Annotated in this window: 26 protein-coding genes; 16 read left to right on the forward strand and 10 right to left on the reverse strand. The window is 65.1% G+C overall.

The annotated features are described in order from the left end of the window. Nucleotides 1-6: 6 nt before the first annotated feature. Nucleotides 7-651 (reverse strand): ANTAR domain-containing response regulator, encoded by a 645-nt coding sequence (locus NX775_RS13240; RefSeq protein ID WP_258836428.1) that lies wholly within the window; start codon nt 649-651, stop codon nt 7-9. 651 nt (nt 652-1,302) lie between these two features. Between NX775_RS13240 and NX775_RS13245 the strand changes: the two genes are divergently transcribed. Both NX775_RS13245 and NX775_RS13250 read left to right on the forward strand, forming a co-directional pair. Further along, nucleotides 1,303-3,693, forward strand: a complete 2,391-nt coding sequence (locus tag NX775_RS13245) for a S9 family peptidase (RefSeq protein WP_258836429.1) — start codon at nt 1,303-1,305, stop codon at nt 3,691-3,693. A gap of 121 nt (nt 3,694-3,814) precedes the next feature. Further along, entirely contained in the window at nt 3,815-5,521 is a 1,707-nt protein-coding gene (locus tag NX775_RS13250; RefSeq protein ID WP_258836430.1) for a vWA domain-containing protein, read from the forward strand. Between the two features lie 4 nt (nt 5,522-5,525). On the opposite strand, the gene NX775_RS13255 is transcribed toward NX775_RS13250, so the two are convergent. Next, entirely contained in the window at nt 5,526-6,761 is a 1,236-nt protein-coding gene (locus tag NX775_RS13255; protein ID WP_258836431.1) for a M20/M25/M40 family metallo-hydrolase, read from the reverse strand. Continuing rightward, nucleotides 6,758-8,002, reverse strand: coding sequence for a urate hydroxylase PuuD (locus NX775_RS13260; RefSeq protein WP_258836432.1), 1,245 nt, complete (start codon nt 8,000-8,002; stop codon nt 6,758-6,760). Before NX775_RS13260 ends, NX775_RS13255 begins: the two co-directional genes overlap by 4 nt. A gap of 162 nt (nt 8,003-8,164) precedes the next feature. Here NX775_RS13260 and NX775_RS13265 point away from each other — a divergent pair, with 162 nt between their 5' ends. The 3 genes from NX775_RS13265 to NX775_RS13275 all read left to right on the forward strand — a co-directional run bounded on the left by NX775_RS13265 (nt 8,165) and on the right by NX775_RS13275 (nt 11,763). Next, nucleotides 8,165-9,103 carry a LysR substrate-binding domain-containing protein gene (locus tag NX775_RS13265; protein WP_258836433.1) on the forward strand — a complete coding sequence of 313 codons (939 nt, stop codon included), beginning with the start codon at nt 8,165-8,167 and terminating at the stop codon, nt 9,101-9,103. 96 nt (nt 9,104-9,199) lie between these two features. Further along, nucleotides 9,200-10,957 (forward strand): allantoate amidohydrolase, encoded by a 1,758-nt coding sequence (locus NX775_RS13270; RefSeq protein ID WP_258836434.1) that lies wholly within the window; start codon nt 9,200-9,202, stop codon nt 10,955-10,957. Nucleotides 10,958-11,040: 83 nt separating this feature from the next. Further along, nucleotides 11,041-11,763: a hypothetical protein gene (locus NX775_RS13275; protein WP_258836435.1), complete on the forward strand. Its 723-nt coding sequence runs from the start codon at nt 11,041-11,043 to the stop codon at nt 11,761-11,763. Between the two features lie 36 nt (nt 11,764-11,799). On the opposite strand, the gene NX775_RS13280 is transcribed toward NX775_RS13275, so the two are convergent. Next, nucleotides 11,800-12,291, reverse strand: coding sequence for a hypothetical protein (locus tag NX775_RS13280; protein WP_258836436.1), 492 nt, complete (start codon nt 12,289-12,291; stop codon nt 11,800-11,802). Nucleotides 12,292-12,421: 130 nt separating this feature from the next. On the opposite strand from NX775_RS13280, the gene NX775_RS13285 reads away from it, so the two are divergent. The 8 genes from NX775_RS13285 (at nt 12,422) to chrA (ending at nt 17,866) form a co-directional block, all read left to right on the forward strand. Next, the gene (locus NX775_RS13285) at nt 12,422-12,790 is read left to right on the forward strand and encodes a TetR/AcrR family transcriptional regulator (protein WP_258836437.1); all 369 of its coding nucleotides are present in this window, start codon (nt 12,422-12,424) and stop codon (nt 12,788-12,790) included. A gap of 2 nt (nt 12,791-12,792) precedes the next feature. Beyond that, entirely contained in the window at nt 12,793-13,173 is a 381-nt protein-coding gene (locus tag NX775_RS13290; RefSeq protein ID WP_258836438.1) for a hypothetical protein, read from the forward strand. Between the two features lie 114 nt (nt 13,174-13,287). Beyond that, nucleotides 13,288-13,851: a GNAT family N-acetyltransferase gene (locus NX775_RS13295; RefSeq protein ID WP_258836439.1), complete on the forward strand. Its 564-nt coding sequence runs from the start codon at nt 13,288-13,290 to the stop codon at nt 13,849-13,851. Nucleotides 13,852-13,871: 20 nt separating this feature from the next. Next, complete coding sequence (locus NX775_RS13300; RefSeq protein ID WP_258836440.1) at nt 13,872-14,486, forward strand: TonB family protein; 615 nt, start codon at nt 13,872-13,874, stop codon at nt 14,484-14,486. 161 nt (nt 14,487-14,647) lie between these two features. After that, on the forward strand, nt 14,648-14,926 hold the full coding sequence (locus NX775_RS13305) for a hypothetical protein (protein ID WP_258836441.1): 279 nt from the start codon (nt 14,648-14,650) through the stop codon (nt 14,924-14,926). A 3-nt stretch (nt 14,927-14,929) separates the two neighbouring features. After that, nucleotides 14,930-15,835, forward strand: coding sequence for a sensor histidine kinase (locus tag NX775_RS13310; protein WP_258836442.1), 906 nt, complete (start codon nt 14,930-14,932; stop codon nt 15,833-15,835). Nucleotides 15,836-15,854: 19 nt separating this feature from the next. Continuing rightward, the gene (locus NX775_RS13315; protein WP_258836443.1) at nt 15,855-16,628 is read left to right on the forward strand and encodes a LytR/AlgR family response regulator transcription factor; all 774 of its coding nucleotides are present in this window, start codon (nt 15,855-15,857) and stop codon (nt 16,626-16,628) included. Further along, complete coding sequence (chrA, locus tag NX775_RS13320) at nt 16,628-17,866, forward strand: chromate efflux transporter (protein ID WP_258836444.1); 1,239 nt, start codon at nt 16,628-16,630, stop codon at nt 17,864-17,866. Before NX775_RS13315 ends, chrA begins: the two co-directional genes overlap by 1 nt. 13 nt (nt 17,867-17,879) lie before the next feature. Here chrA and NX775_RS13325 read toward each other — a convergent pair whose 3' ends face one another. After that, nucleotides 17,880-18,773 (reverse strand): SDR family oxidoreductase, encoded by an 894-nt coding sequence (locus NX775_RS13325; RefSeq protein ID WP_258836445.1) that lies wholly within the window; start codon nt 18,771-18,773, stop codon nt 17,880-17,882. A gap of 89 nt (nt 18,774-18,862) precedes the next feature. On the opposite strand from NX775_RS13325, the gene NX775_RS13330 reads away from it, so the two are divergent. Continuing rightward, nucleotides 18,863-19,687: a helix-turn-helix transcriptional regulator gene (locus tag NX775_RS13330; RefSeq protein ID WP_258836446.1), complete on the forward strand. Its 825-nt coding sequence runs from the start codon at nt 18,863-18,865 to the stop codon at nt 19,685-19,687. Between the two features lie 20 nt (nt 19,688-19,707). Here the strand turns inward: NX775_RS13330 and NX775_RS13335 are convergent, their stop codons facing one another. Continuing rightward, nucleotides 19,708-20,379, reverse strand: a complete 672-nt coding sequence (locus tag NX775_RS13335) for a DUF2076 family protein (RefSeq protein ID WP_258836447.1) — start codon at nt 20,377-20,379, stop codon at nt 19,708-19,710. Nucleotides 20,380-20,491: 112 nt separating this feature from the next. Here NX775_RS13335 and NX775_RS13340 point away from each other — a divergent pair, with 112 nt between their 5' ends. Together NX775_RS13340 and NX775_RS13345 are read left to right on the forward strand one after the other, a co-directional pair. Further along, entirely contained in the window at nt 20,492-20,902 is a 411-nt protein-coding gene (locus NX775_RS13340) for a VOC family protein (protein ID WP_258836448.1), read from the forward strand. Nucleotides 20,903-20,993: 91 nt separating this feature from the next. After that, complete coding sequence (locus tag NX775_RS13345) at nt 20,994-21,530, forward strand: DUF2058 domain-containing protein (RefSeq protein ID WP_183557442.1); 537 nt, start codon at nt 20,994-20,996, stop codon at nt 21,528-21,530. Nucleotides 21,531-21,583: 53 nt separating this feature from the next. Here the strand turns inward: NX775_RS13345 and NX775_RS13350 are convergent, their stop codons facing one another. The 4 genes from NX775_RS13350 to NX775_RS13365 all read right to left on the reverse strand — a co-directional run bounded on the left by NX775_RS13350 (nt 21,584) and on the right by NX775_RS13365 (nt 26,315). Further along, nucleotides 21,584-21,907: a hypothetical protein gene (locus tag NX775_RS13350; RefSeq protein ID WP_258836449.1), complete on the reverse strand. Its 324-nt coding sequence runs from the start codon at nt 21,905-21,907 to the stop codon at nt 21,584-21,586. Between the two features lie 124 nt (nt 21,908-22,031). After that, complete coding sequence (locus NX775_RS13355) at nt 22,032-22,436, reverse strand: cytidine deaminase (RefSeq protein WP_183557437.1); 405 nt, start codon at nt 22,434-22,436, stop codon at nt 22,032-22,034. Nucleotides 22,437-22,446: 10 nt separating this feature from the next. Beyond that, nucleotides 22,447-23,769, reverse strand: a complete 1,323-nt coding sequence (gene deoA / locus NX775_RS13360) for a thymidine phosphorylase (RefSeq protein ID WP_258836450.1) — start codon at nt 23,767-23,769, stop codon at nt 22,447-22,449. Between the two features lie 167 nt (nt 23,770-23,936). Continuing rightward, nucleotides 23,937-26,315 (reverse strand): aldehyde dehydrogenase family protein, encoded by a 2,379-nt coding sequence (locus NX775_RS13365; protein WP_370660582.1) that lies wholly within the window; start codon nt 26,313-26,315, stop codon nt 23,937-23,939. Nucleotides 26,316-26,321 lie beyond the last annotated feature (6 nt).

Here is a 26,321-nt window from a genome sequence, read left to right on the forward strand (position 1 = left end):
GGGCGTTCAGCCCAGCAGGTCTTCCACGTCGATCAGGCGCTGCGCGACGTCGACCAGCTTCATGTTCTTGTTCATGGCCAGGCTGCGCAGGCGCTGGTAGGCCTGGTCCTCGGTCAGTTGGTAGCGCGTCATCAACATGCCCTTGGCGCGGTCGAGCACCTTGCGCTCAGCCAGCTTTTGCCGGGTATCGCTCAATTCATCGAGGAGCCGCTGCTCGCGCCGGAAGCGCGCCAGCGCGACGTCGAGCACCGGCTTGACGCGCTCGGCCTGCAGGCCGGCCACGATGTACGCCGATACGCCCGCTTCCAGTGCGGCGTCCATGCTGGCCGGGGCATCGTCCTCGGTGAACAGCACGATGGGCCGGCGCGCATCGCGGGTGGCAATCACGATGTGTTCGAGCACGTCGCGCGCGTCGGACTCGCTGTCGAGGATGATCAGATCGGGCTGCAACTGCGCGATGCGCTCGGGCAGGAACACGTCGGCCGGAAGCGATGCGACCAGATCGTAGCCCGATTCGAGCAGGCCAATGCGCAGCGCGGTGCTGCGCCGGGTCTGCGCTGCGTGGGCCGCATCGGGGTCGGCACCGGGTGCTGTTGCAGACAGCACCACAACAATGCGCAAATGTGGGGTTGTTGTGTCTCGCGGTTTCATGCAGTTTTTGCATGCAAGAATCGTACCGTGTTGCCCGATTGCATTTAATCCTTGCCCTTCTTATGCGTGTGCCGATTGTCGAGATATGCGTCAAGCGCATATCTTTCCAGTGAGCAACTAAACAATTATTCGTTTTATGAATCGCGGGAATCACGAATGAAAAGTTTTCTTATGACTCGATGACTCCTATACTGCAACGCAACATGACAGTATTTAACCAGGAGCGCAACATGACTGCAGCTATCCAGCAAACCAATTTCTTCGCGGCAGCGATCGCCGCCATCCGTAGTTTTTCGCAAGACCTGTACATCGCCCACGGCGGTTACGCTCCATCGGTGCGGGGTTAATCATGCATCCACTCGAATACCTGACCATCGCCCTGGCCGTGCTGACCGTTGCCGCCCGCGTCTCGATGTATCTGCCACGTCCGCCAAAAGGCCCGTTCAAGGCAATGTAAGCAAGGGGGCAAACGCCCCGATCAAGGCAGAATAATCTGCCTGTAATACCGAACGCCGGCCGTATTGACATACTGCCGGCGTTTGTATTTATAGTAAAAAAACCTTCTCCGATCCGCGCGCCGTGGCAAGTGGCTGCGCTAGAATGCATTCGCATTTCTGGCCAGAAAGCCCTTCTTTCACTTACCACATACCCATGCGCACACCTGCACTCACCCTCTTTGCGGCCTCGTTCGCGGCCTCGCTGGCATCGATCGCACTGCCGGCAGCAGCAGCACCGACACCCATCACCCTCGACCAGGCCATGAGCCATCCCGACTGGATCGGCACGCCGGTGGAAGACGCCTGGTTCAGCTGGGACAGCAAGCAGGTGTACTACAAGCAGAAGCGCACCGGCTCGCCGCTGCGCGACACGTTCCAGGCCGGCGCGAACGCCGGCAAGGCGCAGATGGTGAGCGACGCCGACCTGCCAAAGATCGACAGCGCCGACGTGGTCTATAACCGCAACAACACGCGCATGCTGGTCATCCGCAACAACGACCTGTTCGAGCGCGACCTGAAATCGGGCCAGCTGGTGCAGGTCACGCGTGGCGCGACCCGCATCGGCAACGCACAGTACGCGGCCGACGAGCGCTCGGTGCAGTACCGCATCGGCACCGACTGGTATGTGTGGGACCGCGTCACCCGGGTTACCGGCCCGGCCGCACTGCCGCGCGCGGCGAAGGATCCGAACGCGCCGGAAGACGACGCCTACCGCGCGACCGAGCTGCGCCTGATCGAGCACCTCAAGCGCCAGAAGGATGACCGCGACGCGCTGCGCGCCCGCAACGACGAACTGCGCCGGGTCGATGCCTCGATGGCGCCAACGCCCGTCTACCTGGGCGACAAGGTCACGCTGGAGGCCAGTTCGCTGTCGCCGGATGGACGCTGGCTGCTGGTCGTCACTGCCGCCAAGAGCGCCGACAAGGGCCGCGTGGGCAAGATGCCGCGCTACGTGAACGAATCGGGCTACGAAGAGACCGAAGACGTGCGCACGCGCGTGGGTCGCAATATGCCGCCCGCGCATTCGCTGAAACTGGTCGACCTGCGCACGAATACCATCAAGGACATCGGCTTCGACACCCTGCCCGGCATCACCGTCGATCCGCTGGCTGCGCTGCGCGCCGCCGCCAAGAAGGATCCACTCAAGGGCAACCGGCCAGTCGTCGTCTCGGGTGGCCGCAACGCGATCGACTGGAGCAGCAACGGCGCCAACGTCGCCGTGATGCTGCGCTCAGTCGACAACAAGGACCGCTGGATCGCCAGCGTCGACCTGCGTGACGCCAGGCTCAAACCCCTGAACCGCGTCACCGACGGCGCCTGGGTCAATTACGACAATGCCGAATTCGGCTGGCTGCCGGACAACCGCACGCTGTGGTACCTGTCGGAAGAATCGGGCTACTCGCACCTGTACACGCTCGATAGCATGGGAGCAGCCGCGCCACGCGCGCTGACCTCGGGTAAATGGGAAGCCAGCGACGTGCGCTGGAGCGCGGATGGCAGCACCGCCTACATGCTGTGCAACCACGAAGCGCCGGGCGACTACGAAGTCTGCGCCGTGAGCGCCAAGGGTGGCGCGGTGCGCGAAGTGACGAAGCTCGACGGCGTCGAACGCTTCAACCTGTCGCCGGACCAGAACAAGCTGCTGGTGCACTGGTCGTCGAGCTACACGCCAATCCAGATCGCGACCGTGCCCGTCTCGGGCGGCGCCGCCACCAAACTGACCGACACCCGCACGCCCGACTTCAAGGCGCGCGAGTGGATCGAGCCGCAATACGTGGCCGTGCCATCGAGCGCCGGCGGCGATCCGGTGCACGCCAAGCTGTATCGCCCTGCCCAACTGGAAGCCGGCAAGACCTATCCGGTCGTGATGTTCGTGCACGGCGCCGGCTACCTGCAAAACGTCAGCAAGCGTTATCCGGTCTACTTCCGCGAGCAGATGTTCCACAACCTGCTGGTGCAGCAGGGGTACATCGTGCTGGACATGGATTACCGCGCCTCGAAAGGCTATGGCGCCAAATGGCGCACCGCGATCTACCGCCAGATGGGCCATCCGGAACTGGACGACTACCTCGACGGCGTGAAGTACCTGGTCGGCCAGCAGCAGGGCGACGCCAGCAATATCGGCGTGTATGGCGGCAGCTACGGCGGCTTCATGACCTTCATGGCCCTGATGCGCGCACCAGACGTGTTCAAGGCCGGCGCCGCGCTGCGCCCCGTCACCGACTGGACCAGCTACAACCACGAGTACACGGCCAACATCCTCAACACGCCGGACATCGACCCGGAAGCGTACAAGAAATCGTCGCCGATCGAGTACGCGCAGAACCTGAAAGGCCACCTGCTGATCTCGCACGGCATGATCGACGATAACGTGCTGTATCAGGACTCGGTGCGCATGGCGCAGCGCCTGATCGAGATGAAGAAGGACCACTGGGAGATGGCGAGCTACCCGCTCGAACGCCACGGCTACGTGCAGCCCGAAGCTTGGTACGACCAGTACCGCCGGATCTATCAGCTGTTCGAGCGCTCGCTCAAGCAGAAGTAATCCCGCGCCGGCAGTCGTTGCGCATATCCTTTTTGCATAGGCATTACAGGATGTAAGCGCGATTGCCGGCGGCGCGCGGCTGGTGCACCTTATGACAACAATCACCTCATGAGGTCCTGCCATGCCACGCTCGCGCGCCGCCGCCCTGCCCGCCTTGTCCCTCATTGCCGCTACCCTTCTGCTGGCCGCTTGCAGCGCGCCCCAGCAACTGCAAGCGGATAATGCCATAGCGCCGCCGCCGCCGCCGGCGCCCGGGAAGCGGGTCGAGGTGACGGGCAGCGCGATCTCCCCGTATTCGGGCTACACCCGCGTGCCGCCGACGACCTTACAGCGTAGCGTCGCGACGATGCCTTATCCGATGCCTTACCCGTCCCCGAGCTACGCACCCGGCGCCGAGCGCTTCCCCGACGCCCAGGCCAACCGCGCGGTGCTGGTCGAAGAGCAACCAGTGTCCACCTTCAGCAGCGATGTCGACACCGCGTCGTATGCGTACGTGCGGCGCCAGCTGAGCGCCGGGCGGATGCCGCCACCGGCCGCCGTGCGGGTCGAGGAAATGGTGAACTACTTCCCCTATGCCTATGCCGCACCTGGCAAAGCCAGCCAGCCATTCGCGCTGACCACGGGCCTGATGCCCAGCCCGTGGAATGCGGACAACCAGCTGCTGCACGTGGCCGTGCGCGGCTACGATCTGCAGCGCGCCGAGCGGCCGCCGATGAACATCGTGCTGCTGGTCGACGTGTCCGGCTCGATGGCCCCGCAGGACCGCCTGCCGCTGCTCAAGCAGGGCTTTCGCCTGTTCGCACAGGGCTTGCGCGAACAGGACCGGGTGGCGATCGTCACCTACGCCAATGGCACGACGGTTGCGCTCGAACCAACCACGGGCAGTGACAAGCAGAAGATCATCGACGCCATCGATGCGCTGCAGGCAGCCGGCGGTACGGCCGGCCGCGATGGCCTGGAGCGCGCCTACGCGATGGCCCAACGCCACTTCGATACGAAAGCCGTCAACCGCGTCATCCTGGCCACCGACGGCGACTTCAATATCGGCGTGAGGGACCCGCGCCAGCTCGAAACCTTCATCGCCGACAAGCGCAAGAGCGGCGTCTACCTGTCGATTTTCGGCGTTGGCGACGGCAACCTGAACGACGCGCTGATCCAGCGCCTGACGCAGTCAGGCAATGGCAATGCCGCCTATATCGACTCGCTGCTGGAAGCGCGCAAGGCGCTGCAAGCTGAACTTGGCTCGACCATGTTCCCGATCGCGAACGACGTCAAGATGCAGGTCGAGTTCAACCCGGCGCGCGTGGCGGCCTACCGCCTGATCGGCTACGAGACGCGCATGCTGGCGCGCCAGGACTTCAAGGACGACAAGGTCGATGCGGGCGACATGGGCGCCGGCCACACGGTCACCGCGATCTACGAGATCACGCCGGCGGCGGGTGCTGCCAAACTGGTGGACCCGCTGCGCTACGGCGCCGGCAAGAAAGCCGCACCTGGGGGCAAGAATGACGAGCTGGCGTTCGTGCGGGTGCGCTACAAGCTGCCGGGCGAGAACACAAGCCGCCTGGCCGAGCAGCCGGTGCGCCAGGCGACGGCACGCGCCACGCTGGCCGCCGCGCCGGCCGACCAGCGCTTCGCGGTGGCCGTGGCCGCGTTTGGCCAGCGCCTGCGCGGCGAGCCGCAGGTGAGCGACTACAGCTATGCCGACATCGCCACGCTGGCGAACGACGCACGGGGCGCCGACGCTGACGGCTATCGCGCCGAGTTCGTGAAGCTCGTGCGGATGGCGGAATCGCTGGGCCAGGCCGCGACAACCGGGCGGCCTTGACCGTTTACGGCGCACCCAGCATATCCAGCAGCGTCAGCGCCACCACCTTGGTGGCGCGGCGCAAGTCTTCCAGCGCCAGCCGCTCGTCGGCCTTCTTCGCATTGGCCTCCGTGACCGTGCGCGGCCCGGCGCCATACAGCACGGCCGGAATACCGCGCTCGCCATACAGGCGCGCATCCGCATACAGCGGCGTGCCGACAGCGGGAATCGCCTCGCCCAGCACGGCGTGTGCGTTGCGGCGCAGGCTCTCGACCAGCGGCTGCGCGCCGGGTAGCGGCCGCAGCGCCTGCGACAGCAGCAGGCGCCGGATCTCGAGCCGGATGCCGGGCATGCCGGCCACTGCGTCGTTGATCAGTGCGCGCACCTGCGCTTCGACCGCAACCGGGTCTTCTTCGGGAATCATGCGCCGGTCGAGCTTCAACACCACCTTGCCCGGCACCACGTTGGTATTCGTGCCGCCGTCGATGCGCCCGACGAGCATCGTCGGCGAATCGATACCGGGCACGCCCGACTTGATGGTCTTGAGCCGTGGCAGGTCGCCGTAGATCGCATTCAATACCCGCGTGGCTGCCTGCAGCGCATCGACCGCTGTGTCGGGCATCGCGCCGTGGCCGGCCTTGCCGTGCACCGTCACTTCCAGCTGCAGGCAGGCGTTGTGCGCGGTGATGATGCTGTAGCCAAAACCGGCGGCGATCACGTAGTCGGGCTGCGTCAACTCCTGTTCGAGCAACCAGCCCGGCCCCAGCAGGCCGCCGAATTCTTCGTCATACGTAAAGTGCAGCTCGACGCCGCCACGCAGCGGCGCGCCCAGGGCTTCGAGCGCGCGCACCGCGAATACATAGGTGGCAAAGTCGCTTTTCGATACCGCTGCCGCGCGCCCGTACAGGTAGCCATCTTCGATGACGGCGCCATACGGTGGATGGGTCCAGCCTTCGCCCGGCGGCACCACGTCGCCATGCGCATTGAGCGCCAGTGTCGGCCCGTCTGCGCCATACGGCCGGCGCACGATCAGGTTCGTGATGCTTTCCAGGCCGTAGTCGACGACCTGCTGCGCTGGCACCGCGTGCCGCTCGACCGGCCAGCCGGCGCCCTCCAGCATGTCGGCCACGGCCTGGGCGTGTGGCGCGTTGTTGCCCGGCGGCGTATCGGTGGGAATCCGCACGACGGCCTGCAGGAAGCCCACTTCGTCATCGAAGTGCGCGTCGATCCAGTCGGTCAGGCGTGTCTGCAATGCGTTCATGGTGTGTTTCCTGTGTTGGCGCCGGCCTCGAACCAGGCCTTGACCACGGCGCGTTCGGCATCGGTCATGTGCGTCAGATTCGCCAGTGGCATGGCCCTGGTCTGGACTGTCTGCTGGTAGATGCGCGCGGCGTTCTGGCCGATCTGTTCGGGCGTTTCGAGCATGACGCCCAGCGGCGCGACCGCAAAGCCGGGCTGCGTCGGTTGCGCCGCATGGCACGAGACGCAGCGCGCGCCAATGATCGCGCGGACCTCGGCAAAGCGTGCGGCGTCGGCCGCAGCGGTAGTGACCACCGGATCGACGCGCACCGGCCGGGCTGGCGCCAGCAGCACGCCAAGTCCCAGCAGCAGCGCGGCGCCCGCCACAGGGTACCGCCATTCGATGCGGCCCTTGTGGCGCAGATTGAAGAAGTGGCGGATCAACACGCCGGCCAGCATGATCACGCCCAGCACCGCCCACGCATGCGGGTGGTTGTAAGTCATCGCGTAGTGGTTGCTGATCATGATGAACAGCACCGGCAGCGTGAAGTAATTATTGTGGACGCTGCGCTGCTTGGCCCTGATGCCGTGGACCGGATCGGGCTTCTGCCCCGCCAGCATGGCATTGACCATCTTGCGCTGGCCGGGAATGATCAGCATCGCCACGTTTGCCACCATGATCGTGCCGATCATCGCGCCCACGTGCAGATACGCCGCGCGGCCGCTGAGCAGGTGCGTGAGCACCCAGCTGCTGCCCACCAAAAACAGGAAGATCGTCGCGCCAAACGCCAACGGGCGCTGCACCAGCGGTGAGCGGCACAGCAGGTCGTAGACGATCCAGCCCACGACCAGGCTGCCGATGCCGATACCGATCGCCTGCCCGCTCGACAGATCGGCCACGCTGCGGTCGATCATCATCGCTTTCGCATTCATGTAATACACGATGCTCAGGAGCGCAAAGCCCGACAGCCAGGTGGAATAAGCTTCCCACTTGAACCAGTGCAGCTCCTTCGGCAATTCAGCGGGCGCCACCAGGTATTTTTGCGGATTGTAGAAGCCACCGCCGTGCACGGCCCACAGCTCGCCGGCGACACCCTTGCGCTCGAGGTCCGAACCGGGCTCCGGCGGCTTGATCGTGTTGTCGAGCCAGACGAAGTAAAACGATGCGCCGATCCAGGCGATGCCGGTGATGATGTGCAGCCAGCGCACCAGCAGATTGAGCCATTCGAGAACGTAGGGGGCCAGGTATCCGGGGTCAAACATGGGCGTCCTTCAGGGTCGCAGATTCAAGGGAACATACGCGAGCGCGCCAGTGCAACCATGGCGACAGACGGCTTGACGATACGCTGATTTCCATTTCTGCAACAACAAAATCGGCGTATATTCGACATATCCGACTCGATATACAACGAAGATTTCACGGCCATGTCCAGCCTGCCCCGCAACCTCGACCTGCACCTGATCCGCATCCTCTACCTGCTGCTGGTGGAGAAAAACGTCTCACGCGTGGCGCTCAAGCTGAACCAGCCGCAGCCCTCGATTTCGGCCTCGCTGCGCAAGCTGCGCGAGTTGACGGGCGATCCGATTCTCGTGCGCGGCGCACGCGGCATGGTGCCGACGCAGCACGGCGAAGGTCTGCTCAAGCCCGCCAAGCGCATTCTGGACGAAGCCGAGAGCCTGTTCGTGCGCAAGGCACCGTTCCAGCCCGAAGACGCCGCGCGTACCTTCCACATCGCCGCGCCGGATTACCTCGATGCGCGCTTCCTGCCCAATGTGGTAGCGCTGCTGCGCCGCGGCTCGCCCGGCAGCAAGGTCGTGATCCACGCACTGGGGCCGGGTCAGGATTATCTGCGCATGCTCTCCGACGGCGACATGGACCTGGTGATCGCCAACTGGGACGAACCGCCGGCGCACCTGCACATCTCGAAGCTGTTCGAAGACCCGATCATCTGCACGATGCGCGCCGACAGCCCGTACGCGCGGCGCACGGCGCCGGACGCGATGACGCTCGAGGATTATCTCGACCTGCCCCACGTCGCCCCGACCCAGATGCTGCCCGGGTACCACGGCGTGATCGACGCGCATCTCGAGCGCCTCGGCCTGCAGCGCCGCGTGGCGGTGGAGTCGCCCTACTTCGGCGTGATTCCGTACATGCTCACGCAAAGTGACCTGGTCCTGACCACCGGCCGCCAGTTCATCCGCGCCTTTGAGAAGACGCTGCCGTTGAAAAGCTTCACGGTGCCAGTGAAGTTTCCGCCGATGCGCTTTTACCAGTTGTGGCACCAGCGCGTGCACCAGTCGACCGAGCACAAATGGCTGCGCGACCAGGTCAGCAGCGCCGCGCGCGCCCTGGTGCAGGCCTAGACTATATGCGCCGGCTGCTGGCAGCCATCCGCGGGGCGATATGGGCGCCCCCACCGCCAGCCCGTATGATCGACCGCCTGACACCATGGAGCGCACATGACCACGATCGCGACGCTGAACGCATGCGAGGCCGCCGGCTTTGTCGAGGCCCTGCGCGGCATCTACGAACACTCGCCGTGGATCGCGGCGCGCGCAGCGCAGGCCCGCCCGTTCGCCAGCCTGGCCGCGCTCAAGCGCGCCTTGCAGTCGGTGGTGGACGCGGCCAGTATCGACGAACAACTGGCGCTGCTGCGCGCCCACCCGGAACTGGCCGGCAAGGCCGCGATCGCCGGCGCCCTGACCGCCGAATCCACGAGCGAGCAAGCCAGTTCGGGACTGGACCGGTGCACGCCGCACGAATACGCGCAGCTGCATGCGCTCAATGCCGACTACAACGGCCGCTTCGGCTTTCCGTTCATCCTCGCGGTCAAGGGCCCGACCGGCCAGGGCCTGTCGCGCCAGGCCATCATCGCCACCTTCGAGCGGCGCATCGGCAACGCGCGCGGCGACGAGCTGCGCGAAGCGCTGCGCCAGGTACACCGGATCGCGGAGATCCGGCTGAATGCGCTGCTGGGCGTGACGCCGTCGCTTGGCGCGCGCGTGATGGACTGGTGCGAAACGCTGGGCGCCATCAGCGACGTTGAGACGAACCTGACCTGCGCCTACATGACGCCGGCCCACCAGCGCACCGCCGCGTGCATCGCCGGCTGGATGCGCGAGGCCGGCATGACGGTCCACATCGACGCGGTGGGCAATGTCGTCGGCCGCTACGCCGCTGCGCAGCCGGGCGCAAAAACGCTGGCGACCGGCTCGCACTACGACACCGTGCGCGATGGCGGCAAGTACGACGGGCGCCTGGGCATCCTGCTGCCGATCGCCGTCGTCGCCGACCTGCACGCGCGCGGCCAGCGCCTGCCGTACGACCTGGAGGTGATCGCGTTTGCCGAAGAAGAAGGCGTGCGGTATCAAAGCACGTTCCTGGGCAGCAGCGCGGTTGCGGGCAGCTTCGACATGGGGTTGCTGACCGCTGTCGACAGCGACGGCGTCACGCTGGGCGACGCGCTGGCGCAGGCTGGCCACCACCATTCTGAGATAGCTGGCATCGCACGCGATCCTGCGCTGCTGCTCGGCTTTGTCGAAGTCCACATCGAGCAAGGCCCGGTGCTGCTCGAACGTGGCCTGCCGCTGGGCGTGGTGAACGCGATTGCCGGCAGCTCGCGCTACATCGTCGAACTGCGCGGCGTGGCCAGCCACGCCGGCACCACGCCGATGGGCATGCGGCGCGATGCGGCCGCCGCCGCCGCCGAGATCGTGCTGCTGGTGGAAGCGCGCTGCCACCAGGGCGCAGCGCTGGTCGGGACGGTCGGCCAGCTCGAGGTGCCGGGTGGCTCAGTCAACGTGATCCCCGGCGCCTGCCGCCTGTCGCTCGACATCCGCGCCGCCGACGATGCGGTGCGCCTGGCCGCAGTGGCCGATATCCTGGCCGGCATCAGCACCATCTGCGCCGCGCGCGGCATCGGCGAACGACTGGTCAAGCTGCTGGAGATTGACGCCGTACCATGCGCGCCGCGTCTGATGACGCAGCTGGGGGCCGCGGTGGAACGGGCCGGCCTGCCCCATTTCGACCTGCCATCCGGTGCCGGCCACGACGCGATGCGCATGGCTGAGTTGACTGACGTGGCGATGCTGTTCGTCCGCTGCGGCAACGGCGGGATCAGCCACAATCCGCTCGAGACGATGACGGCCGATGATGCCGATATCGCGGGGCGGGTGCTGCTGGACTTCCTGGAACAGGTCAGCAACACGCACGGGTAAGAACGTTCCAACAGCGATGAACTTGCCTCGCATGAATGCGCGTTTGCTCCTATTTTTTGAATCGTCACATCCGTCAGGATTACATGCGCACATCTGCTTTGTACTGCTCCCTCCTCATGGGATTGCCATTTTCCACGCTCGCTGCCGAAGTAGAAACGACGCAGGTCTTTTACAGCAACGGGCAACTCGAATATATCGGCTCTGTCGACAGTGACGCGAATCAGCGGCTCTTCACGCTGTATGAAAAACTGGTGAAAAAGCCGACGACCCTGTCGATCCGCAGCCTTGGCGGCGACATCAATCCCGGCATGGAACTGGGCGCCTGGGTGCATGCGCACAAGCTGAATATCAAGGTCATGGAATTCTGCTTTTCTTCCTGCGCCAATTACGTGTTCCCGGCCGCAGTAAAAAAGATCGTCAGCAACTTCGCCATGGTCGGCTATCACGGTGGGCCCGGTGGTCCGTTACAGATTGGGCTGGACGACGCGCTAACCGCTGCCCAGCGCAAGGCTTTGCTGGATGACATCGAGAAACAGCGCGTCCAGAGTGGCCGCCGTGAAGCTGAATTTTATAGAATGATCGGCGTGCGCACCGATCTCAGCACACTCGGGCAAGGTGACCAGTACAAACCGTATTACGACAAAAATCCGGACGCACTCGGCTGGACCTATTCGCTCGACGACTTTACCCGGCTGGGCGTACGCGATATCAAGGTGATCAATCCGCCCTGGAAACCCGGCAGCGCGTCCGGACAAACGCCCGTGGTGACCATACCGATCGACGTCAAGCCTGCGCCCGCATCTTGAGCGAGCCACCAGCGCGTTCTGCGTGCAGCGCCGTGCTCAAGACGTCCCGAAACTGACGAGGTTGCGTTGCGACTGGTCGCGTGTCACCAGCACGCGGGCCAGTTCCACCGGCACACATGCTTGCTGCGTGAATGTTTGGGACTGCGCCTTGGCAGCCTGCGCAACGCGTTTCTCTTCCGTTACCACGTCATAGTTCCCACGTTTGAAGATCAGATGCTCGATGCCATCGTCGCCAACTGGTGCCGGCTTGACGACGACCAGCGACCAGTGACCTTCATCACCAACAAATTGCTTGCGCTTCAAGAAGTCATTCACGCGCGCCGCCGCGAGAGCACCGTCGGGCACTCTATCCTGGTACGGCGTCAGCGGACACAGCAAGGTACCAGCAGGCCACTCCAGACCCACCAGCGGTACGACGGTGTCGGGACGCATTTGCGACAGCTGCCGATCGATCGGGTGCCGATCCTGGGTACAGGCGCCGAGCGCCAACAACGCGAGGATGCCGATGGTGCGAAATGATTTCGTCATTTGAAGCGTGCCTGTTCGAGGTAACAATGAATCGACCGGTAAGGCACGATCCGTTGATGATTCTTGACTGATCGTTCAAGTATCCTTACATTGTGATTATCTTATAACCTTTCAGCACCGATCCTGTCCCATGGCCCGCCCGAGAAATTTTGTTGAAGAAGATGTCATCGACAGCGCGGCGGCGGTGTTTGGCCGCCTCGGCTATACAGCGTGCTCGATCGACGATCTCGTCGAAGCGACAGGGCTGCAACGGGGCAGCCTCTACAAAGCCTTCGGTTCCAAGCGGGGTCTCTTTGAAAAAGTATTGCGAAAGACGCTGGCCGGCAACTGGGCTAGCGATGGTGCATCCCTGGATCTGATGATCACGGCGTTGCGGGAACTGGCGAGCTTCGACCTCCCCGTCGCCGAACTGTGTCGTTGCGCACTGGCGGCACATGCATCAAACGCAGCAGAATTGCTCGGCTCCCGTTTACTCGACCATCTACCACGCAAGGAATGACAATGCCACGACTGGAACTGACCGACAGTGAGCTCATCGTCCATCTGGGCAAATGGGAAAAACTGATGGCACTGCACCCTGACGTACGCATTCCCCTCCAGCAGGTACGCGGCGCGACCGAAGACCCCAATTTTGGTGGAGCAAGCGGGTTCAAGCTGGGCCTGCGCCTCCCTGGAACGCATATTCCCTATGTCGTCGCGGCCGGGACTTTTCTCAAGGCAGGCGACAGGCAGTTCGTTTTCACGCGGCGCAAGCTGCACACCATCGTCATCGAACTGGCGGACCATGAATGGACGCGCCTCGTGATCGGCGTGCCCGATGCCCACGCGGCCGCCGCCCACATCAACGCTGCGGTCGCCTGCCTTCGCACCGATGCAGGCTGACCCGCTGCCTGCCTCGATCGCACCGGTAGATGGTGACGTTAAACAGCATGGCGCTTGTCTGCACGCCCCGAGTCGATGGTATGCTAACGCTTACAACTATGACAATGCAAACCCATGTCGACTTATAGCACCCCTGTCCTGACCACCCAACGCCTGATGCTGCGCCCGCTGGCCGCCACCGATGCACGGGCCTTGTACACCATTTTTTCCGACCCTGCCGTCGTGCGCTACTGGAGCGCCGAGCCGTGGACCGACATCTCGATGGCTGACACCGCCATCGCACGCGCCCTCGAAGCCTACCGCGACGAGACCGAGCTGCGCTTTGCCATCGAGCTGGCGGGCAGCCGCGAAGTGATCGGCACCGTCGCCCTGCACCACTTCTACAACCAGTACAACCGCTGCGAACTGGGCTACGCCATCGCCAAGGGCCACTGGGGCAATGGCTATGCCAGCGAAGCGATCGAAGCCGTGCTCGATCACGGCTTCAACGAAGTTGGCATCAACCGGGTCGAGGCCGACATCGACCCGCGCAACGACGCGTCCGCCCACGTGCTGGAAAAGCTCGGTTTTCGCAAGGAAGGCTTCATGCCGCAGCGCTGGCGCGTGCACGGCGAATACGCCGACACCGTGTTCTACGGCTTGCTGCGCGATTACTGGAACGAGCGCAAGGCGTCCTGACGACGATGCAAAGGCCTCCCATGAAAACCATCGCAGCGTGTTCGACCCTGGCGCTTGGGGTTCTTGGGCTGGCCCCGCAATCGGTCGCGGCCCAGGCCACGGTGCCAGCCTGGCGCGAGATCACGATTTACGCCAGCGACGCCAGCTATCCGCAGGCACTCGTGCGGCGCGGTGTCCAGGGCATGGTCACGATCGAACTCACGCCCGGCACGCGGGGCCGCAAGGCCGCAGCGACGGTGCGCGCTTCGTCGCGCTCGGCCGATCTCGATGCGCTGGCCCTCGGCATGGCCAGGCAACTCGACATCACAAGCGTGGATGACGCCCCCAGTGGCACGGTCACGTACCGCTTCCGCAAGGATCACACCGGGACCATCGCCACCAAGACTTGTGCTGACCTGAACGTCGATGTGGCCTACCATATTGCGACGTTCCCGGAGCGCAGCCTGCGCGAACTGCCGGTGTTCTACGAGAGCGTCGGCAAACTGATCTACAGCTTTCAACGTGAAGGCGAACGCCGGACATTCCCGCCGGCCGACACGCTGTTCGAGGCGACACTGGCCGGCTGCGCGCGCACGCCGCAGGCAGGCATGCTCGACGTGATGCGCCAGGAAGCGCTCAAGCTCATCGCGCCGTAGCACCCATCGTGCAGCGCCGCCGTATTGACACGCAAAACCGTGCCCCGCTCATCCACGCTCACGACCGCTCGCCCCGAAATTCGCACCGTTCGTCGGATCGCCCTTGGCCTGCACGGGCTGCATCCCTACAGTAGGGTCATCACTCTTTGAAAGGACTGCACGTGAAAACCATTCATACGTCCGCCAGCCGTTTCCAGTCGATCCTGCGCAATGCCGAAGTGGCCGGCCGCACCACCTGGCGCCTGGCCAAATCCAGCGCGCGCTACCTGACCCGCATGCCGTGGCCGGTGCTGCTGGTGCTTGCCATCGCCCTCGCCGCGCTGGTCACCATCGTGCCGATCGTGCTGGCCCTGTTCGTTGGCCTGCTGGTACTGAAGTTCGTCGCCGTGGCCGTGTTTGGCCGCCCACAGCGCCGCCTGCGCCACACGAGCGGGGAGTAAGCCATGGCGGCTGTCCAGATCAACCGCGCGCTCGACTTCGTGCGCGACGCCATGCGCGAAGCGGGCGCCCTGTGGTGGCGCTTCTTCGATTGGCTCGCGCTGATCGAATGGCGCCAGCTGTACCTGGTCTGGTTCCTGGGCTTTGTCGCCGGCCTGTTCGTCAACCTGGTCGAACCGGCGATCTGGTTCATCCTGGTGTCGTTCGGCGTCAAGGTGCTCGCCGGCGGCAAGCGCCGCGCCGAACTGCTGGCGCGCGATGCGTCGAGCAAGGCCGACGTGGCCAATCTCGAACGGCGCCTGACCGAGGCGCAGATGGCCACGCTCCAGGCCCAGGTCGAGCCGCACTTCCTGTTCAACACGCTGGCGCTGATCGGCCAGCTGATCGAAACCGATCCGAAGGAAGCCGCGCGCGTGCACGGCCACCTGATCGAGTACCTGCGCGCGTCGCTGCCGCAGATGCGCGGGTCCATGGGCAAAGGCGGCACCGGCGGCACGCTCGGCAAGCAGGTCGAACTCTCGCGCGCTTATCTCGCCATCATGCAGGCGCGGATGAAAGAGCGGCTCCAGGTCCGCTTTGAGGTGCCCGATTTTCTCGGCAGCGCGCCGTTCCCGCCGATGATGCTGCAGACGCTGATCGAGAACGCGATCAAGCATGGGCTCGAACCCAAGGTCGCGGGCGGCACGATCGTCGTGCGTTCGCGGGTCGAAGGCGCCACGCTGCATGTCGATGTGCTGGACGACGGCGTCGGCTTCAACCTGCATGCCGGCAGCGGCGTGGGCCTGGCGAATATCCGCGAACGCCTGGCGCTGTTGTACGGCACATCAGCCGAACTCGTGATCGAAGCGCCTGCAACTGGGGGCGCGTGCGTGTCGATTCGCCTGCCGTACCGGATGACCGAAGACGGCTGATATTACGATGCACTCCGCCATGCCCACTGCCCTGATTGCCGATGATGAAGCCCTTATGCGCGACCAGTTGCGCTCGCGCCTGCACGAGGCGTGGCCCGAGCTGCGCATCGTCGCCGAAGCCGCCAACGGGGTCGAGGCGGTAGCGCTGGCGGCGCAGCACAAGCCGGACATCGCGTTCCTCGACATCCGCATGCCGGGCATGGGCGGCATCGACGCGGCACGGCAGTTGTACGCCGACTGCCACATCGTGTTTGCCACCGCTTACGACCAGTACGCGGTCGAGGCATTCGAGCATGGCGCGATCGATTACCTGCTCAAGCCCGTGACGCTGGCGCGGCTCGACACCACGGTGGCGCGCCTGCGCCGCCAGCTCGAACACAAGCCGCAAGACATCGGCGCCCAGCTGGCCCGGCTGGCGCAACTGGGCGACCAGCTGCTGGGGCGCGCGGCGCCCTCGTCAAAACCATCGTATCTGCGCTGGATCCAGGCCCAGTCGGGCACGAGCCTGCGGATGGTCGCGACGTCCGAGGTGCTGTTCTTCCAGTCCGACGACAAGTACACGCGGGTGCAGACCGCCACCGCGCAGCACCTGATCCGCAAGACACTCAAGGAACTTGAAGAAGCGCTCGACCCCGACGAATTCTGGCGCATCCACCGCTCGACGCTGGTGCGGGTCGATGCGATCGCCGAAGTGCGGCGCGACCTGCGCGGCCGGCAGATGCTCACGCTGCACGGCTACCCCGAGGCGCTCGAAGTGAGCCGCAATCACAGTACGCTGTTCCAGCAGATGTAATGTTGCACGATCAAACCGCCCCAACGACCGACGCTGCTGCCAATGGCGCAGGCGCCAGTTCTCTGTTCGCCATCTTCGGGATATTCCTGCTGCTGGGCCTGCGCTCGTTCGGTGGCCCGATCGCCCACCTGGGCTACTTCCGCAATGAATTCGTCGTGCGCCGCCGCTGGCTGGACGACGCACGCTATGGCGAGCTGGTCGCGCTGTGCCAGTTCCTGCCCGGGCCAGCGTCGAGCCAGGTCGGCTTCGCGCTGGGCGTGCTGCGCGGCGGGGGCGTACTGGGTGGCTGCGCCGCGTGGCTCGGTTTTACTTTGCCGTCAGCGCTGCTGATGCTCGCCTGGGCGCTCGGGGCCGCCGTCACGACCGGTCCGCTGGCCACCGGCGCGGTGCACGGGCTGAAACTGGTGGCGGTCGCTGTCGTCGCGCAGGCGGTGTGGGGGATGGCGGGCACGCTGACGCCCGACTGGCAACGCAAGGTGATTGCCCTGGCCGCCATCGCGATCGTCGTCGTTGCTGCCGGCCCCGGTGGCCAGTTGATCGCCATCGCGGCCGGCGCAGTGGCGGGCTGGGCCTGGTGCCGCGGGGAAGCCCCGCACGGCGCTGCCCCGCTCGCGTTCCCGGTGCGCGTGGCGGGCGGCGCGGCCGCGCTGGTCCTGTGTGGTGTGCTGTTCGTGCTGTTGCCCGTCGCCGCCGCTGCCACGCAGTACCGACCGCTCGCTTTATTCGACGCCTTCTACCGTTCAGGCGCGCTCGTGTTCGGTGGCGGGCACGTGGTGTTGCCGCTGCTGCAGGCCGAAACCGTTGCCAGCGGCTGGATCGGCAGCGAAACGTTCCTGTCGGGGTATGGGATGGCCCAGGCGCTGCCCGGGCCGCTGTTTGCGTTCGCCGCATTCCTTGGCGCACAGGCCGGGATGAGCGCCACCGCCGTGGGCGGCGCCTGCGTGGCGCTGGTAGGGTTGTTCTTGCCGGGGCTGCTGCTCGTCTACGGCGCCCTGCCGTTCTGGGCCCGACTGCAGCGCCAGCGCGCGCTGCGCCATGCGGTCATGGGCGCCAATGCCGCCGTCGTGGGCATCCTCGGCGCGGCGCTGTACGACCCGGTCTGGATGAGCGCAGTGCTCGACCTGCGTGACGCCGCCGTGGCGCTGGCCTGTTTCATGCTGCTGGTGACATGCCGCGCGCCGGCCTGGCTGGTCGTGGCCCTGGCCGCCACAACCGGCGTACTGATGACGCTGGTCTGACGAGCGTCTCCGGTCAAGCCGGGAAATAACGCGTGCTGTCGACATCCTCCATCAGTGTGCCTTGCCGCGGATGCCAATCTAGCACCTCGCGCGTCCAGCTGCACGCTGCCGGCACGTTCATGCCGGCGAAATGCGCCAGTGCGCCAAAGTGCTGTGCTGCTGCAGCGCGCGCGATGCTGGTTACCGGCACGCCCAGGCGCCGACCGATCGCCGCTGCGATGTCGTGGAACGGGACGCCCTCCTCGGCCACGGCGTGATACCGCGCGCCCGGGGCGGCGCGCTCAAGCGCCAGACGAAACACGCGCGCGGCGTCGAGGCGATGCACCGATGACCAGCGGTTGGCGCCATCGTCGACAAACGCCGCTACTCTTTTTGTGCGGGCGAAACCGATCATCATCGGCACCAGACCATGGTCGCCCTCACCATGCACGGATGGCGGCAGGCGCACGACCGAGGCATTCACACCACGCGCGACCAGCACGCTGGCGGCATGTTCCGATGCGCGCGGATAAGCCGGGCTGAGCGGAAACGTCACATCTGCCTCGGTCGCCGACCGGCCCTGCACATCGAGCACCATCCCAGAGGTGACAACCAACGGACGATCCGAGCCTTCAAGCGCCGCGCCCAGCGCCTCGATGGCGTGCCGGTCCTGCTGGCAGTTGGCGGCGTACCGTGAAAAGTCGTGATCGAATGCGGTATGGATCACGCCATCGGCCGCCGCGACCGCATCGCGCAGTCCTTCCACATCATCGAGCGTGCCGCGCCACGCCCGCACGCCAAGCGCGGCCAGCGCCGCCGCGCCGGCTTCCGACCGCGTCAGGCCAGTGACGGTGTGGCCGGCAGCGAGTAAATCCTGTACCACGGCAGTGCCGACAAATCCGGTCGCACCGGTAATGAATACATGCATGACATCCTCCTGTTGGGTAGATGTCCACTATCGACGGGCTGCGTATCCGGGTAAAGTAGTGACTTTATACGGGTATAAGAGGTAACAGGATGGATGGGGCAACGAGCCGCGACAATCCGCTGGGCAGCTACCTCAAAGACCGCCGCGCCCGCCTCGACCCGGCAGCGCTCGGCCTGGGCAGCACGCGCCGCCGCACGCCTGGCCTGCGGCGCGAAGAAGTCGCGCAGCGCGCCAGCATCAGCACCACCTGGTACACCTGGCTGGAACAGGGCCGGGGCGGCGCCCCGTCAGCCGAAGTGGCCGGACGCATCGCGCGGGCGCTGATGCTCACTGGCGCCGAGCGTGAGCACCTGTTCCTGCTGGCGCTGGGCCGTCCACCCGCACCGCACCATGCACCGCACGCGGCAATTTCGCCGCGCATTCAGCGCGTGCTCGATGCATTGCCGGCCAGCCCGGCCTTCATCAAGACCGCCAGCTGGGATGTGGTTGCCTGGAACGGCGCTGCCGCAGCGGTGTTCGGCTACGACAGCGCCACGCCCGAGCAACGCAATATCCTGCGCCGCATCTTTTGTGATCCTGCTACCCGCGCCGCCCAGCGCGACTGGGACAGCGTAGCACGGTTCGTCGTTGCGGCATTCCGGGCCGACATGACGCGCGCTGGCGTCGACGTCCAGTCGGACCCGCTGGTCCGCGAGCTGCGCCAGCGCAGCCCGGACTTCGACGCGCTGTGGCAAAGCCGGGATGTCGGCACCTACGGCGAAGGCACGAAGCAGTTGCATCATCCGGTGGCCGGCTGGCTCGCGCTGGAATATTCGTCGTTTGCGGTGGATGCTCGCCCGGACCTGTCGATGGTCGTCTACAACCCGGCGACACCGGACGATGCGGCGAGGATCACAGCACTCGTGACCGGCTGAGCTTGCGCGTGCCGGCCTGTTCAGCCGAACACGCCCTCGTCCGACCCGTCGCCATCGAAGAACCCGCTCGGCTCATCGCCATGGTTGCTGTCGGCCAGTGGATCGTCGGCCGCGCCTGGTTCGTCGATGGCGCCGATGCCTGCCTGGTCGGCGAGCGCGCCGCCGCTGTTCGCCTCACCCGTCCCGGCATCAGCCAGCAAATGATTGGCGCCACCTTCCGCGCCGGCTCTCGCACCATCGTGATCGAGCAGATTGCCGATACCATGGAACAGGAAACTGCCCGCCGCCACACCGGCTGCCGTAGCCGCGATCGTGCCCAGCATGCTGCCGCCAGCACCACCCAGGAAACCCCCGCTGCGTGCCGGTGCTGCCGTACCCTGTGCTGCGCTTTGCGCTGGTGCCGGCGCTGGTGACGATGGATTACTTTGCGCCGAATTGCCCCACGTATTCGCGTCGAGGAACCCGCCGCTGCCCTTCGTGGTCTGACGTTCCAGCTCGGCGATGCGCGCCTTGGCATTGCCCAGCGCCTGCTCGACCAGCAGCGCGCGCTGCACCAGCAGGTAGGCGGCGTCCGGCTGCTCGGCCACGGCGCGCTGAATCAGCGCATCGGCTTGCGGATCTTTCGTTACGCCACGGGCCTGGACCAGCTGGCCCAGGAAGTCCTGCAAGGTTTTTTCGTCTGACGGGTTCATGATGGTCTCCGGTTGGAAGGTACGATATGCTTACATTGTGGGCCCGTTGTCGAAATTTCAAGCATCTTTGGATTGTCTTCGCTGTTCCGACCAACCGAACCGGGAGCGTTTCATGCCTTCCACCGTCGTCCCCTGCCTGCGTTACCACGACACCCCCGCCATGCTCGCCTGGCTGTGCACGAATTTTGGCTTTACGATACGGCGTTGCATCCCCGGCCGGCAGGGCGAAGTAGCCCATGCTGAGCTCACACTGGGGGATGGCATGGTGATGATTGGCACCCATTCGGAAGATGACTATGGCCGCTTGCTGGCGACACCGGCACAGGCTGGCGGCTTGCTGACGCAGACGATCTGGCTCCACGTGGCTGATGCCGACGCCGTGCATGCCCGCGTGCTCGGCAGTGGCGCGGTGATCACCCAGCCGATCGGCGACGCGCCGCAGGGTGGGCGCGCATTTGCCTGCCGCGATCCGGAGGGCCATCTGTGGCAGGTCGGCACCTACGATCCCTGGGGCGTCGCCTGATGCTGGCTCGGCCTGGCGCTTGTTTGCTATGCTAGCGCCCTTGCGCCGCCCTCGTGATCGGGCGGCCCGTCATATTTAGGGAAAGCACATTATGGTTTCGCTGCAAGAGCAGTTACTCAAGGCCGGCCTGGTCGACAAGAAGAAGGTCAAACAGGTCACCCAGGCAAAAAGCAAACAGCACAAGCACGAGCTGCGCACGGGCGTGGAGTCGGTCAACGAGGCGCGCGAAGCGGCGCTCGAGCTGCAGCGCAAGAACGCCGAGCGTGCGCGCGAGCTGAATACCCAGCGCGATGCGGCCGCGGCCCAAAAAGCCATCCTGGCGCAGATCGCGCAGATGGTGCAGAAGAACAAACAGCCCAAGGGCAAGGGTGACGTGCCCTACAACTTCACGTTCGGCACGAAGATCGAGCGTATCCACGTGACGTCGCAGATCGTCGAGCACCTGGTGGCGGGCCGCCTGGTGATCGTGCACATGAACGGCAGCTTTGAGCTGGTGCCACGCATCATCGGCGAGAAAATCGCCCAGCGCGATGCGTCGATCGTCGTGCAGATCAAGAAGAAAGTACAGGAAGTGGAAGAGGACGATCCGTACGCGGACTTCAAGATTCCGGACGATCTGATGTGGTGATGCGGGGCTAGAACGGGGTTGGAACGGCGTTGTGACGCCGTTCCAGTACTACATTATTTCTTGGTCTTGTCTTCGATGTTCTGCGTCGCTGAGCCGGTCCGGCTCGCGCTCGAGGTACGCTCGGTCTGCTTCTTCGGCTGACCCATGCCTGCCGCCGTGGTTTCCTGCTTGCTGGTGCCCTGGAAATCGGTCGACACCGAGTTCGCGCTGTCTTCCGGCTCTGCCGCCGGGTTGGCGCGCTTGTCTGCGCTACCCATCACAGGCGCTTTTTGCTGGGCAGCCCCTGCTTTGGCTGGCTGCGGCGTGGTCGGGGTGGTCTGGGCTGCGGCACTTGCCGCGATGACGACGCCACTAAGCAAGACGACCAATTTTTTCATAATAAGCTCCAAGTCGATGTGTATATATCATCACTTTGTGATCAACCTGGCGATTACAAGAGCTGATTGACCGAAGCTGCAATCATGGCGCGCAGACGTTTCTGCGCGCCATGAACACTTTCTGTCAGGACTGCAGGTCCTGTCCACCAAATGCATTCGGCAACTGCGCAGCTGCCGTGGTCTCGAAGATGGCACCGGTCAGGTTGGTCAGGATCACCGGCAATTCATTGCCACCCAATTCCAGGATCACTTGCCGGCAGGCACCGCATGGCGCGATCGGGCCTTCGGTCTGGCCGATCACGGCCAGCGCTGCGAAGTCGCCTGGCTTGTAGCCGTTGGCAATGGCGCTGAAGAACGCCGTGCGCTCGGCACAATTACACAGGCCGTAGGCGGCATTTTCCACATTGCAGCCGCGGAAGATGCGGCCATCCTTGCATTCGAGCGCTGCCCCCACCTGGAAGTTGGAATACGGCGCGTACGCCAGCTCGCGCGCGGCGCGCGCTTCATCGATCAGTTTTGTGTAGGTCATGGTGTTTCTTTCAAGGACGGACGATGCGGTGAATCATTGGCTCGGCAGCGGGCTGCGTGTCGCCGATCTGGTAAGCCGCCTGCACCTGGCGCACGGCGCGTTCAGCGGCCTCCGCCGAACGTGCATGCACCATCGCCAGCGGCTGGCCGACGGCGATCTGAGCACGCAGTTCAACCAGGCCCGTCAGGCCCACCGCGAAGTCGATGCTGTCCTGTGGCCGCACACGGCCGCCGCCTAGCGCGACAACCGCCAGGCCCAGGCCACGGGTGTCGACCGAGACGGCGTAGCCGGCCTGCAGGGCTGGCGCCGGCACGATGACGGGCGCCGTTTCCAGGTGCGCGTCCGGCTTGTCCATCAGGTCGGCTGGGCCGCCCAGCGCCGTGACCATGCGCGCGAAGCGCTCGGCCGCTTCGCCCGAATCGAGCGCAGTTTGTAGTTTGGCGCGCGCTTCGGCGTCCGTGCCTGCCAGGCCCGAAATCACCAGCATCTCGGCGCACAGCGCCATCGTGACTTCGTGCAGGCGTGCCGGGCGCGCCTTGCCGGTCAAGTAATCGATGGCGACGCGCACTTCGACCGCATTGCCGGCTGCGTGGCACAGCGACTCGTTCATGCCGGTCAGGATGGCCGAGGTGCGGGTGCCGGCGCCATTGCCGACGCTGACGATCGACTCGGCCAGTTCCAGCGATTTCTCCGCCGTCGGCATGAAGGCGCCGCTGCCCACCTTCACGTCCATCACCAGCGCATCGAGCCCTGCCGACAATTTTTTCGACAGGATCGAGCCGGTAATCATGGCCACCGATTCGACGGTCGCCGTGGTGTCACGGATGCTGTAGAAGCGCTTGTCGGCCGGCGCCAGCTGGGCGGTCTGGCCGATGATGGCGACGCCCACGTCCTTGACGACACGGCGGAAGGTGTCCGGGTCGGGCACGGTGCTGTAGCCGGGGATCGCGTCGAACTTGTCGAGCGTGCCGCCGGTGTGGCCCAGGCCCCGGCCCGAGATCATCGGCACAAAGCCGCCACAGGCTGCGATCATCGGGCCGAGCATCAGCGAGACAACGTCGCCGACACCGCCGGTCGAGTGCTTGTCGACGACCGGGCCTGGCAGGTCCAGTGATGTCCACTCCATGACCTGGCCCGAGTCGCGCATCGCCAGCGTGAAGGCGACGCGTTCATCCATCGTCATGTCGTTGAAGTAGACCGCCATTGCCAGCGCGGCGATCTGGCCTTCGGTAACGCTGCCGTCAGGGATGCCGCGGACAAAAAACTGGATCTCTTCGGCCGACAGGATGCCGCCATCGCGTTTTTTGCGGATGATTTCTTGGGGGAGGAACATATTGGTGCTTTCGCGTTGTAGGGTGGGCGGGTTCCCCGCCCACGCGGTGATGGTTGGCTTGTGCCAGCCCGCGCACGAGAGCGGCGCCGCTACCGATCACCGCGTGGGCGGCATAGCCGCCCACCCTACGTCGTCAAGAAGTTAAGGGTTGAAGAAGAGTCAGGACGTCAGACGCCGTATGGAATCCAGACGTTCTTCACCTGGCTCGCATGCTGCAGCACGACACGGCCGCCAGCCTGCTTCGGATCGAACCAGTCGCGCCCTTTCGCGCCGCCGGTCCAGGTGCGCTTGAGCGTCTCGCTCGACAGGCGCTCGACTTCGGCACACCCCTCGGCGGAACCGTCGTGGCGCCACACGGCATCGATCTCGCCGTGCGAAGCCAGCGTGCGCGCCAGTTCGTCGCTTGATCCGGTGACGATATTGAGCGCCCCACCCGGCAGGTCCGACGTATCGAGCACCTGGTACAGGTCGATCGCCGACAGCGGATGCTGCTCCGACGGCACCGCCACCACGCGGTTGCCCAGCGCCAGCGCCGGGGCGACCAGCGAGATGAAGCCCAGCAGCGGGTTCTCGTTCGGGCACACGATGCCGATCACGCCTACTGGCTCGTTCAGCGCCACGGTGATGCCGTGCATCGGCGGCTGGTGCACCTGGCCGTCGTACTTGTCGGCCCACGCGGCCCAGTAGAACAGGCGCTCGACCGAGGCCGCCACTTCGCGCGCGGCGTCGTTCGAGCCGGTCTGCTGCGCAATGCGCGCGGCAAATTCGTCGGCGCGGATCGCCAGGTTCTCGGCGATGTAGTACAGCACCTGCGCGCGGTTGTGCGCGGTGGCCTTGGCCCAGCCAGCCGCCTTGTGCGCTGCTTCGACGGCGTTGCGGATGTCCTTGCGGCTGCCTTCGCCGATATCGGCCAGGAACGCGCCGTTCGTGTCATTGATCGCGCGGCTGTAGGCGCCGTCAGGGCGCGCCTGCTTGCCGCCGATGTACAGCTTGGCGGTGCGGTCGATCGCGAACGGGCTGTCGGCATCCGCCGCTTTTACGGCGCCCTTGGCAGCAAACACCGGCGCGGCAGGCCGTGCATCTTCCGACAGCGGCGTCAGGTATTCGTACATGCCTTCCTTGCCGCCTTCGCGGCCGTAGCCCGATTCCTTGTAGCCGCCGAAACCGCAGCCTGCATCGAACTGGTTCGCCGTGTTGATCCAGACCACGCCGGCCTTGATCTGCGGGACAACGTCCAGCGCCAGGCTGATCGACTCGCTCCAGACGCAGGCAGCCAGGCCGTAGACGGTGTTGTTCGCCAGTTGCACGGCTTCAGCCGGGGTGCGGAAGCTCATCGCCACCAGCACCGGCCCGAAGATTTCGGCCTGCGCCACGGCGGCTGACGTCGACGCGCCCGTGATCAGGGTTGGCAGGTACCACGAACCGGACGTCGACAGCTCACCGGCCGGTTGCCAGACTTCGCAACCTTCGGCGCGGGCCGATTCCACCAGGCCGTGGATGCGCTGCTGCTGCACCGGGTCGACCAGTGCGCCGATGTCGTTCGACTTGTCCAGTGGCGAACCGACGCGCAGGGTTTCCATGCGCGCCTTGACCTTCTTGATGAAACGGTCGTACACCGATTCCTGCACCAAGAGGCGCGAACCGGCGCAGCAGACCTGGCCCTGGTTGAACCAGATCGAGTCGACCAGACCTTCGACGGCGGCGTCCAGGTCAGCATCGTCGAACACGATGAACGGCGACTTGCCACCCAGTTCGAGCGACAGCTTCTTGCCGCTGCCCGCGGTCGACTTGCGGATCAGGCGACCGACTTCGGTCGAGCCGGTGAACGCGATCTTGTCGATGCCCGGATGATTGACGATCGCCTCGCCCACACGGCCGTCGCCCGTGACGATGTTGACGACGCCAGCCGGCACACCAGCGCGCTGGCAGATTTCGGCAAACAGCAAGGCGGTCAGCGGCGTGTACTCGGCCGGCTTGAACACCACCGTGTTACCGGCAGCCAGCGCCGGCGCGATCTTCCACGCCAACATCAGGAGCGGGAAGTTCCACGGCACGATCTGGCCGACGACACCGACGGCGCGGTAATCCGCGAATTCTTCGGCCTGCAGCTGCGCCCAGCCAGCGTGATGGTAGAAATGACGGGCCACGAGCGGCAGGTCGGCGTCGCGCGTTTCGCGGATCGTCTTGCCGTTGTCGAGCGTTTCGAGCACGGCGAACAGGCGCGCATGCTTTTGCAGCAGGCGCGAAAGCGCGTACATGATCTTGGCGCGGCCATGGCCACCCAGCGCGACCCAGCCCGGCTGCGCGCGGCGCGCAGCTGCCACGGCGCGTTCGACATCGTCGTTCGTCGCCTGCGTGACCTGCGCCAGTTCGACGCCATCGGCCGGATTGGTCGTGGCGAACGTTTCGCCGGCGTCGCTCCAGGCGTTGTCGATGAAGAGGCCAAAGCGGCGCTCGTGACCGTCCAGCCATGCTTGCGCTTCCTTGGTGGTCTCGAGAGCGGGGCCGTAGTCCATGGTCTGAAGAATCTCTTTAATTGTTGGCATGACGTA

The organism is Massilia aurea (assembly GCF_024753205.1).
In the GTDB taxonomy this organism is placed as follows: Bacteria; Pseudomonadota; Gammaproteobacteria; order Burkholderiales; family Burkholderiaceae_D; genus Telluria; species Telluria aurea.

Excerpts from the sequence above, each read along its gene's own strand:
- NX775_RS13255 (WP_258836431.1), bottom strand. The coding sequence starts at position 6,761 with ATGAACGCATTGCAGACACGCCTGACCGACTGGATCGACGCGCACTTC.
- NX775_RS13260 (WP_258836432.1), bottom strand. The coding sequence starts at position 8,002 with ATGTTTGACCCCGGATACCTGGCCCCCTACGTTCTCGAATGGCTCAAT.
- NX775_RS13315 (WP_258836443.1), top strand. The coding sequence starts at position 15,855 with ATGCCCACTGCCCTGATTGCCGATGATGAAGCCCTTATGCGCGACCAG.
- deoA (WP_258836450.1), bottom strand. The coding sequence starts at position 23,769 with ATGTTCCTCCCCCAAGAAATCATCCGCAAAAAACGCGATGGCGGCATC.
- NX775_RS13245 (WP_258836429.1), top strand. The coding sequence starts at position 1,303 with ATGCGCACACCTGCACTCACCCTCTTTGCGGCCTCGTTCGCGGCCTCG.
- NX775_RS13300 (WP_258836440.1), top strand. The coding sequence starts at position 13,872 with ATGAAAACCATCGCAGCGTGTTCGACCCTGGCGCTTGGGGTTCTTGGG.
- NX775_RS13290 (WP_258836438.1), top strand. The coding sequence starts at position 12,793 with ATGCCACGACTGGAACTGACCGACAGTGAGCTCATCGTCCATCTGGGC.
- NX775_RS13330 (WP_258836446.1), top strand. The coding sequence starts at position 18,863 with ATGGATGGGGCAACGAGCCGCGACAATCCGCTGGGCAGCTACCTCAAA.
- NX775_RS13355 (WP_183557437.1), bottom strand. The coding sequence starts at position 22,436 with ATGACCTACACAAAACTGATCGATGAAGCGCGCGCCGCGCGCGAGCTG.
- chrA (WP_258836444.1), top strand. The coding sequence starts at position 16,628 with ATGTTGCACGATCAAACCGCCCCAACGACCGACGCTGCTGCCAATGGC.
- NX775_RS13350 (WP_258836449.1), bottom strand. The coding sequence starts at position 21,907 with ATGAAAAAATTGGTCGTCTTGCTTAGTGGCGTCGTCATCGCGGCAAGT.
- NX775_RS13345 (WP_183557442.1), top strand. The coding sequence starts at position 20,994 with ATGGTTTCGCTGCAAGAGCAGTTACTCAAGGCCGGCCTGGTCGACAAG.
- NX775_RS13270 (WP_258836434.1), top strand. The coding sequence starts at position 9,200 with ATGACCACGATCGCGACGCTGAACGCATGCGAGGCCGCCGGCTTTGTC.
- NX775_RS13280 (WP_258836436.1), bottom strand. The coding sequence starts at position 12,291 with ATGACGAAATCATTTCGCACCATCGGCATCCTCGCGTTGTTGGCGCTC.
- NX775_RS13325 (WP_258836445.1), bottom strand. The coding sequence starts at position 18,773 with ATGCATGTATTCATTACCGGTGCGACCGGATTTGTCGGCACTGCCGTG.
- NX775_RS13310 (WP_258836442.1), top strand. The coding sequence starts at position 14,930 with ATGGCGGCTGTCCAGATCAACCGCGCGCTCGACTTCGTGCGCGACGCC.
- NX775_RS13250 (WP_258836430.1), top strand. The coding sequence starts at position 3,815 with ATGCCACGCTCGCGCGCCGCCGCCCTGCCCGCCTTGTCCCTCATTGCC.
- NX775_RS13275 (WP_258836435.1), top strand. The coding sequence starts at position 11,041 with ATGCGCACATCTGCTTTGTACTGCTCCCTCCTCATGGGATTGCCATTT.
- NX775_RS13265 (WP_258836433.1), top strand. The coding sequence starts at position 8,165 with ATGTCCAGCCTGCCCCGCAACCTCGACCTGCACCTGATCCGCATCCTC.
- NX775_RS13335 (WP_258836447.1), bottom strand. The coding sequence starts at position 20,379 with ATGAACCCGTCAGACGAAAAAACCTTGCAGGACTTCCTGGGCCAGCTG.
- NX775_RS13285 (WP_258836437.1), top strand. The coding sequence starts at position 12,422 with ATGGCCCGCCCGAGAAATTTTGTTGAAGAAGATGTCATCGACAGCGCG.
- NX775_RS13340 (WP_258836448.1), top strand. The coding sequence starts at position 20,492 with ATGCCTTCCACCGTCGTCCCCTGCCTGCGTTACCACGACACCCCCGCC.
- NX775_RS13365 (WP_370660582.1), bottom strand. The coding sequence starts at position 26,315 with ATGCCAACAATTAAAGAGATTCTTCAGACCATGGACTACGGCCCCGCT.
- NX775_RS13240 (WP_258836428.1), bottom strand. The coding sequence starts at position 651 with ATGAAACCGCGAGACACAACAACCCCACATTTGCGCATTGTTGTGGTG.
- NX775_RS13295 (WP_258836439.1), top strand. The coding sequence starts at position 13,288 with ATGTCGACTTATAGCACCCCTGTCCTGACCACCCAACGCCTGATGCTG.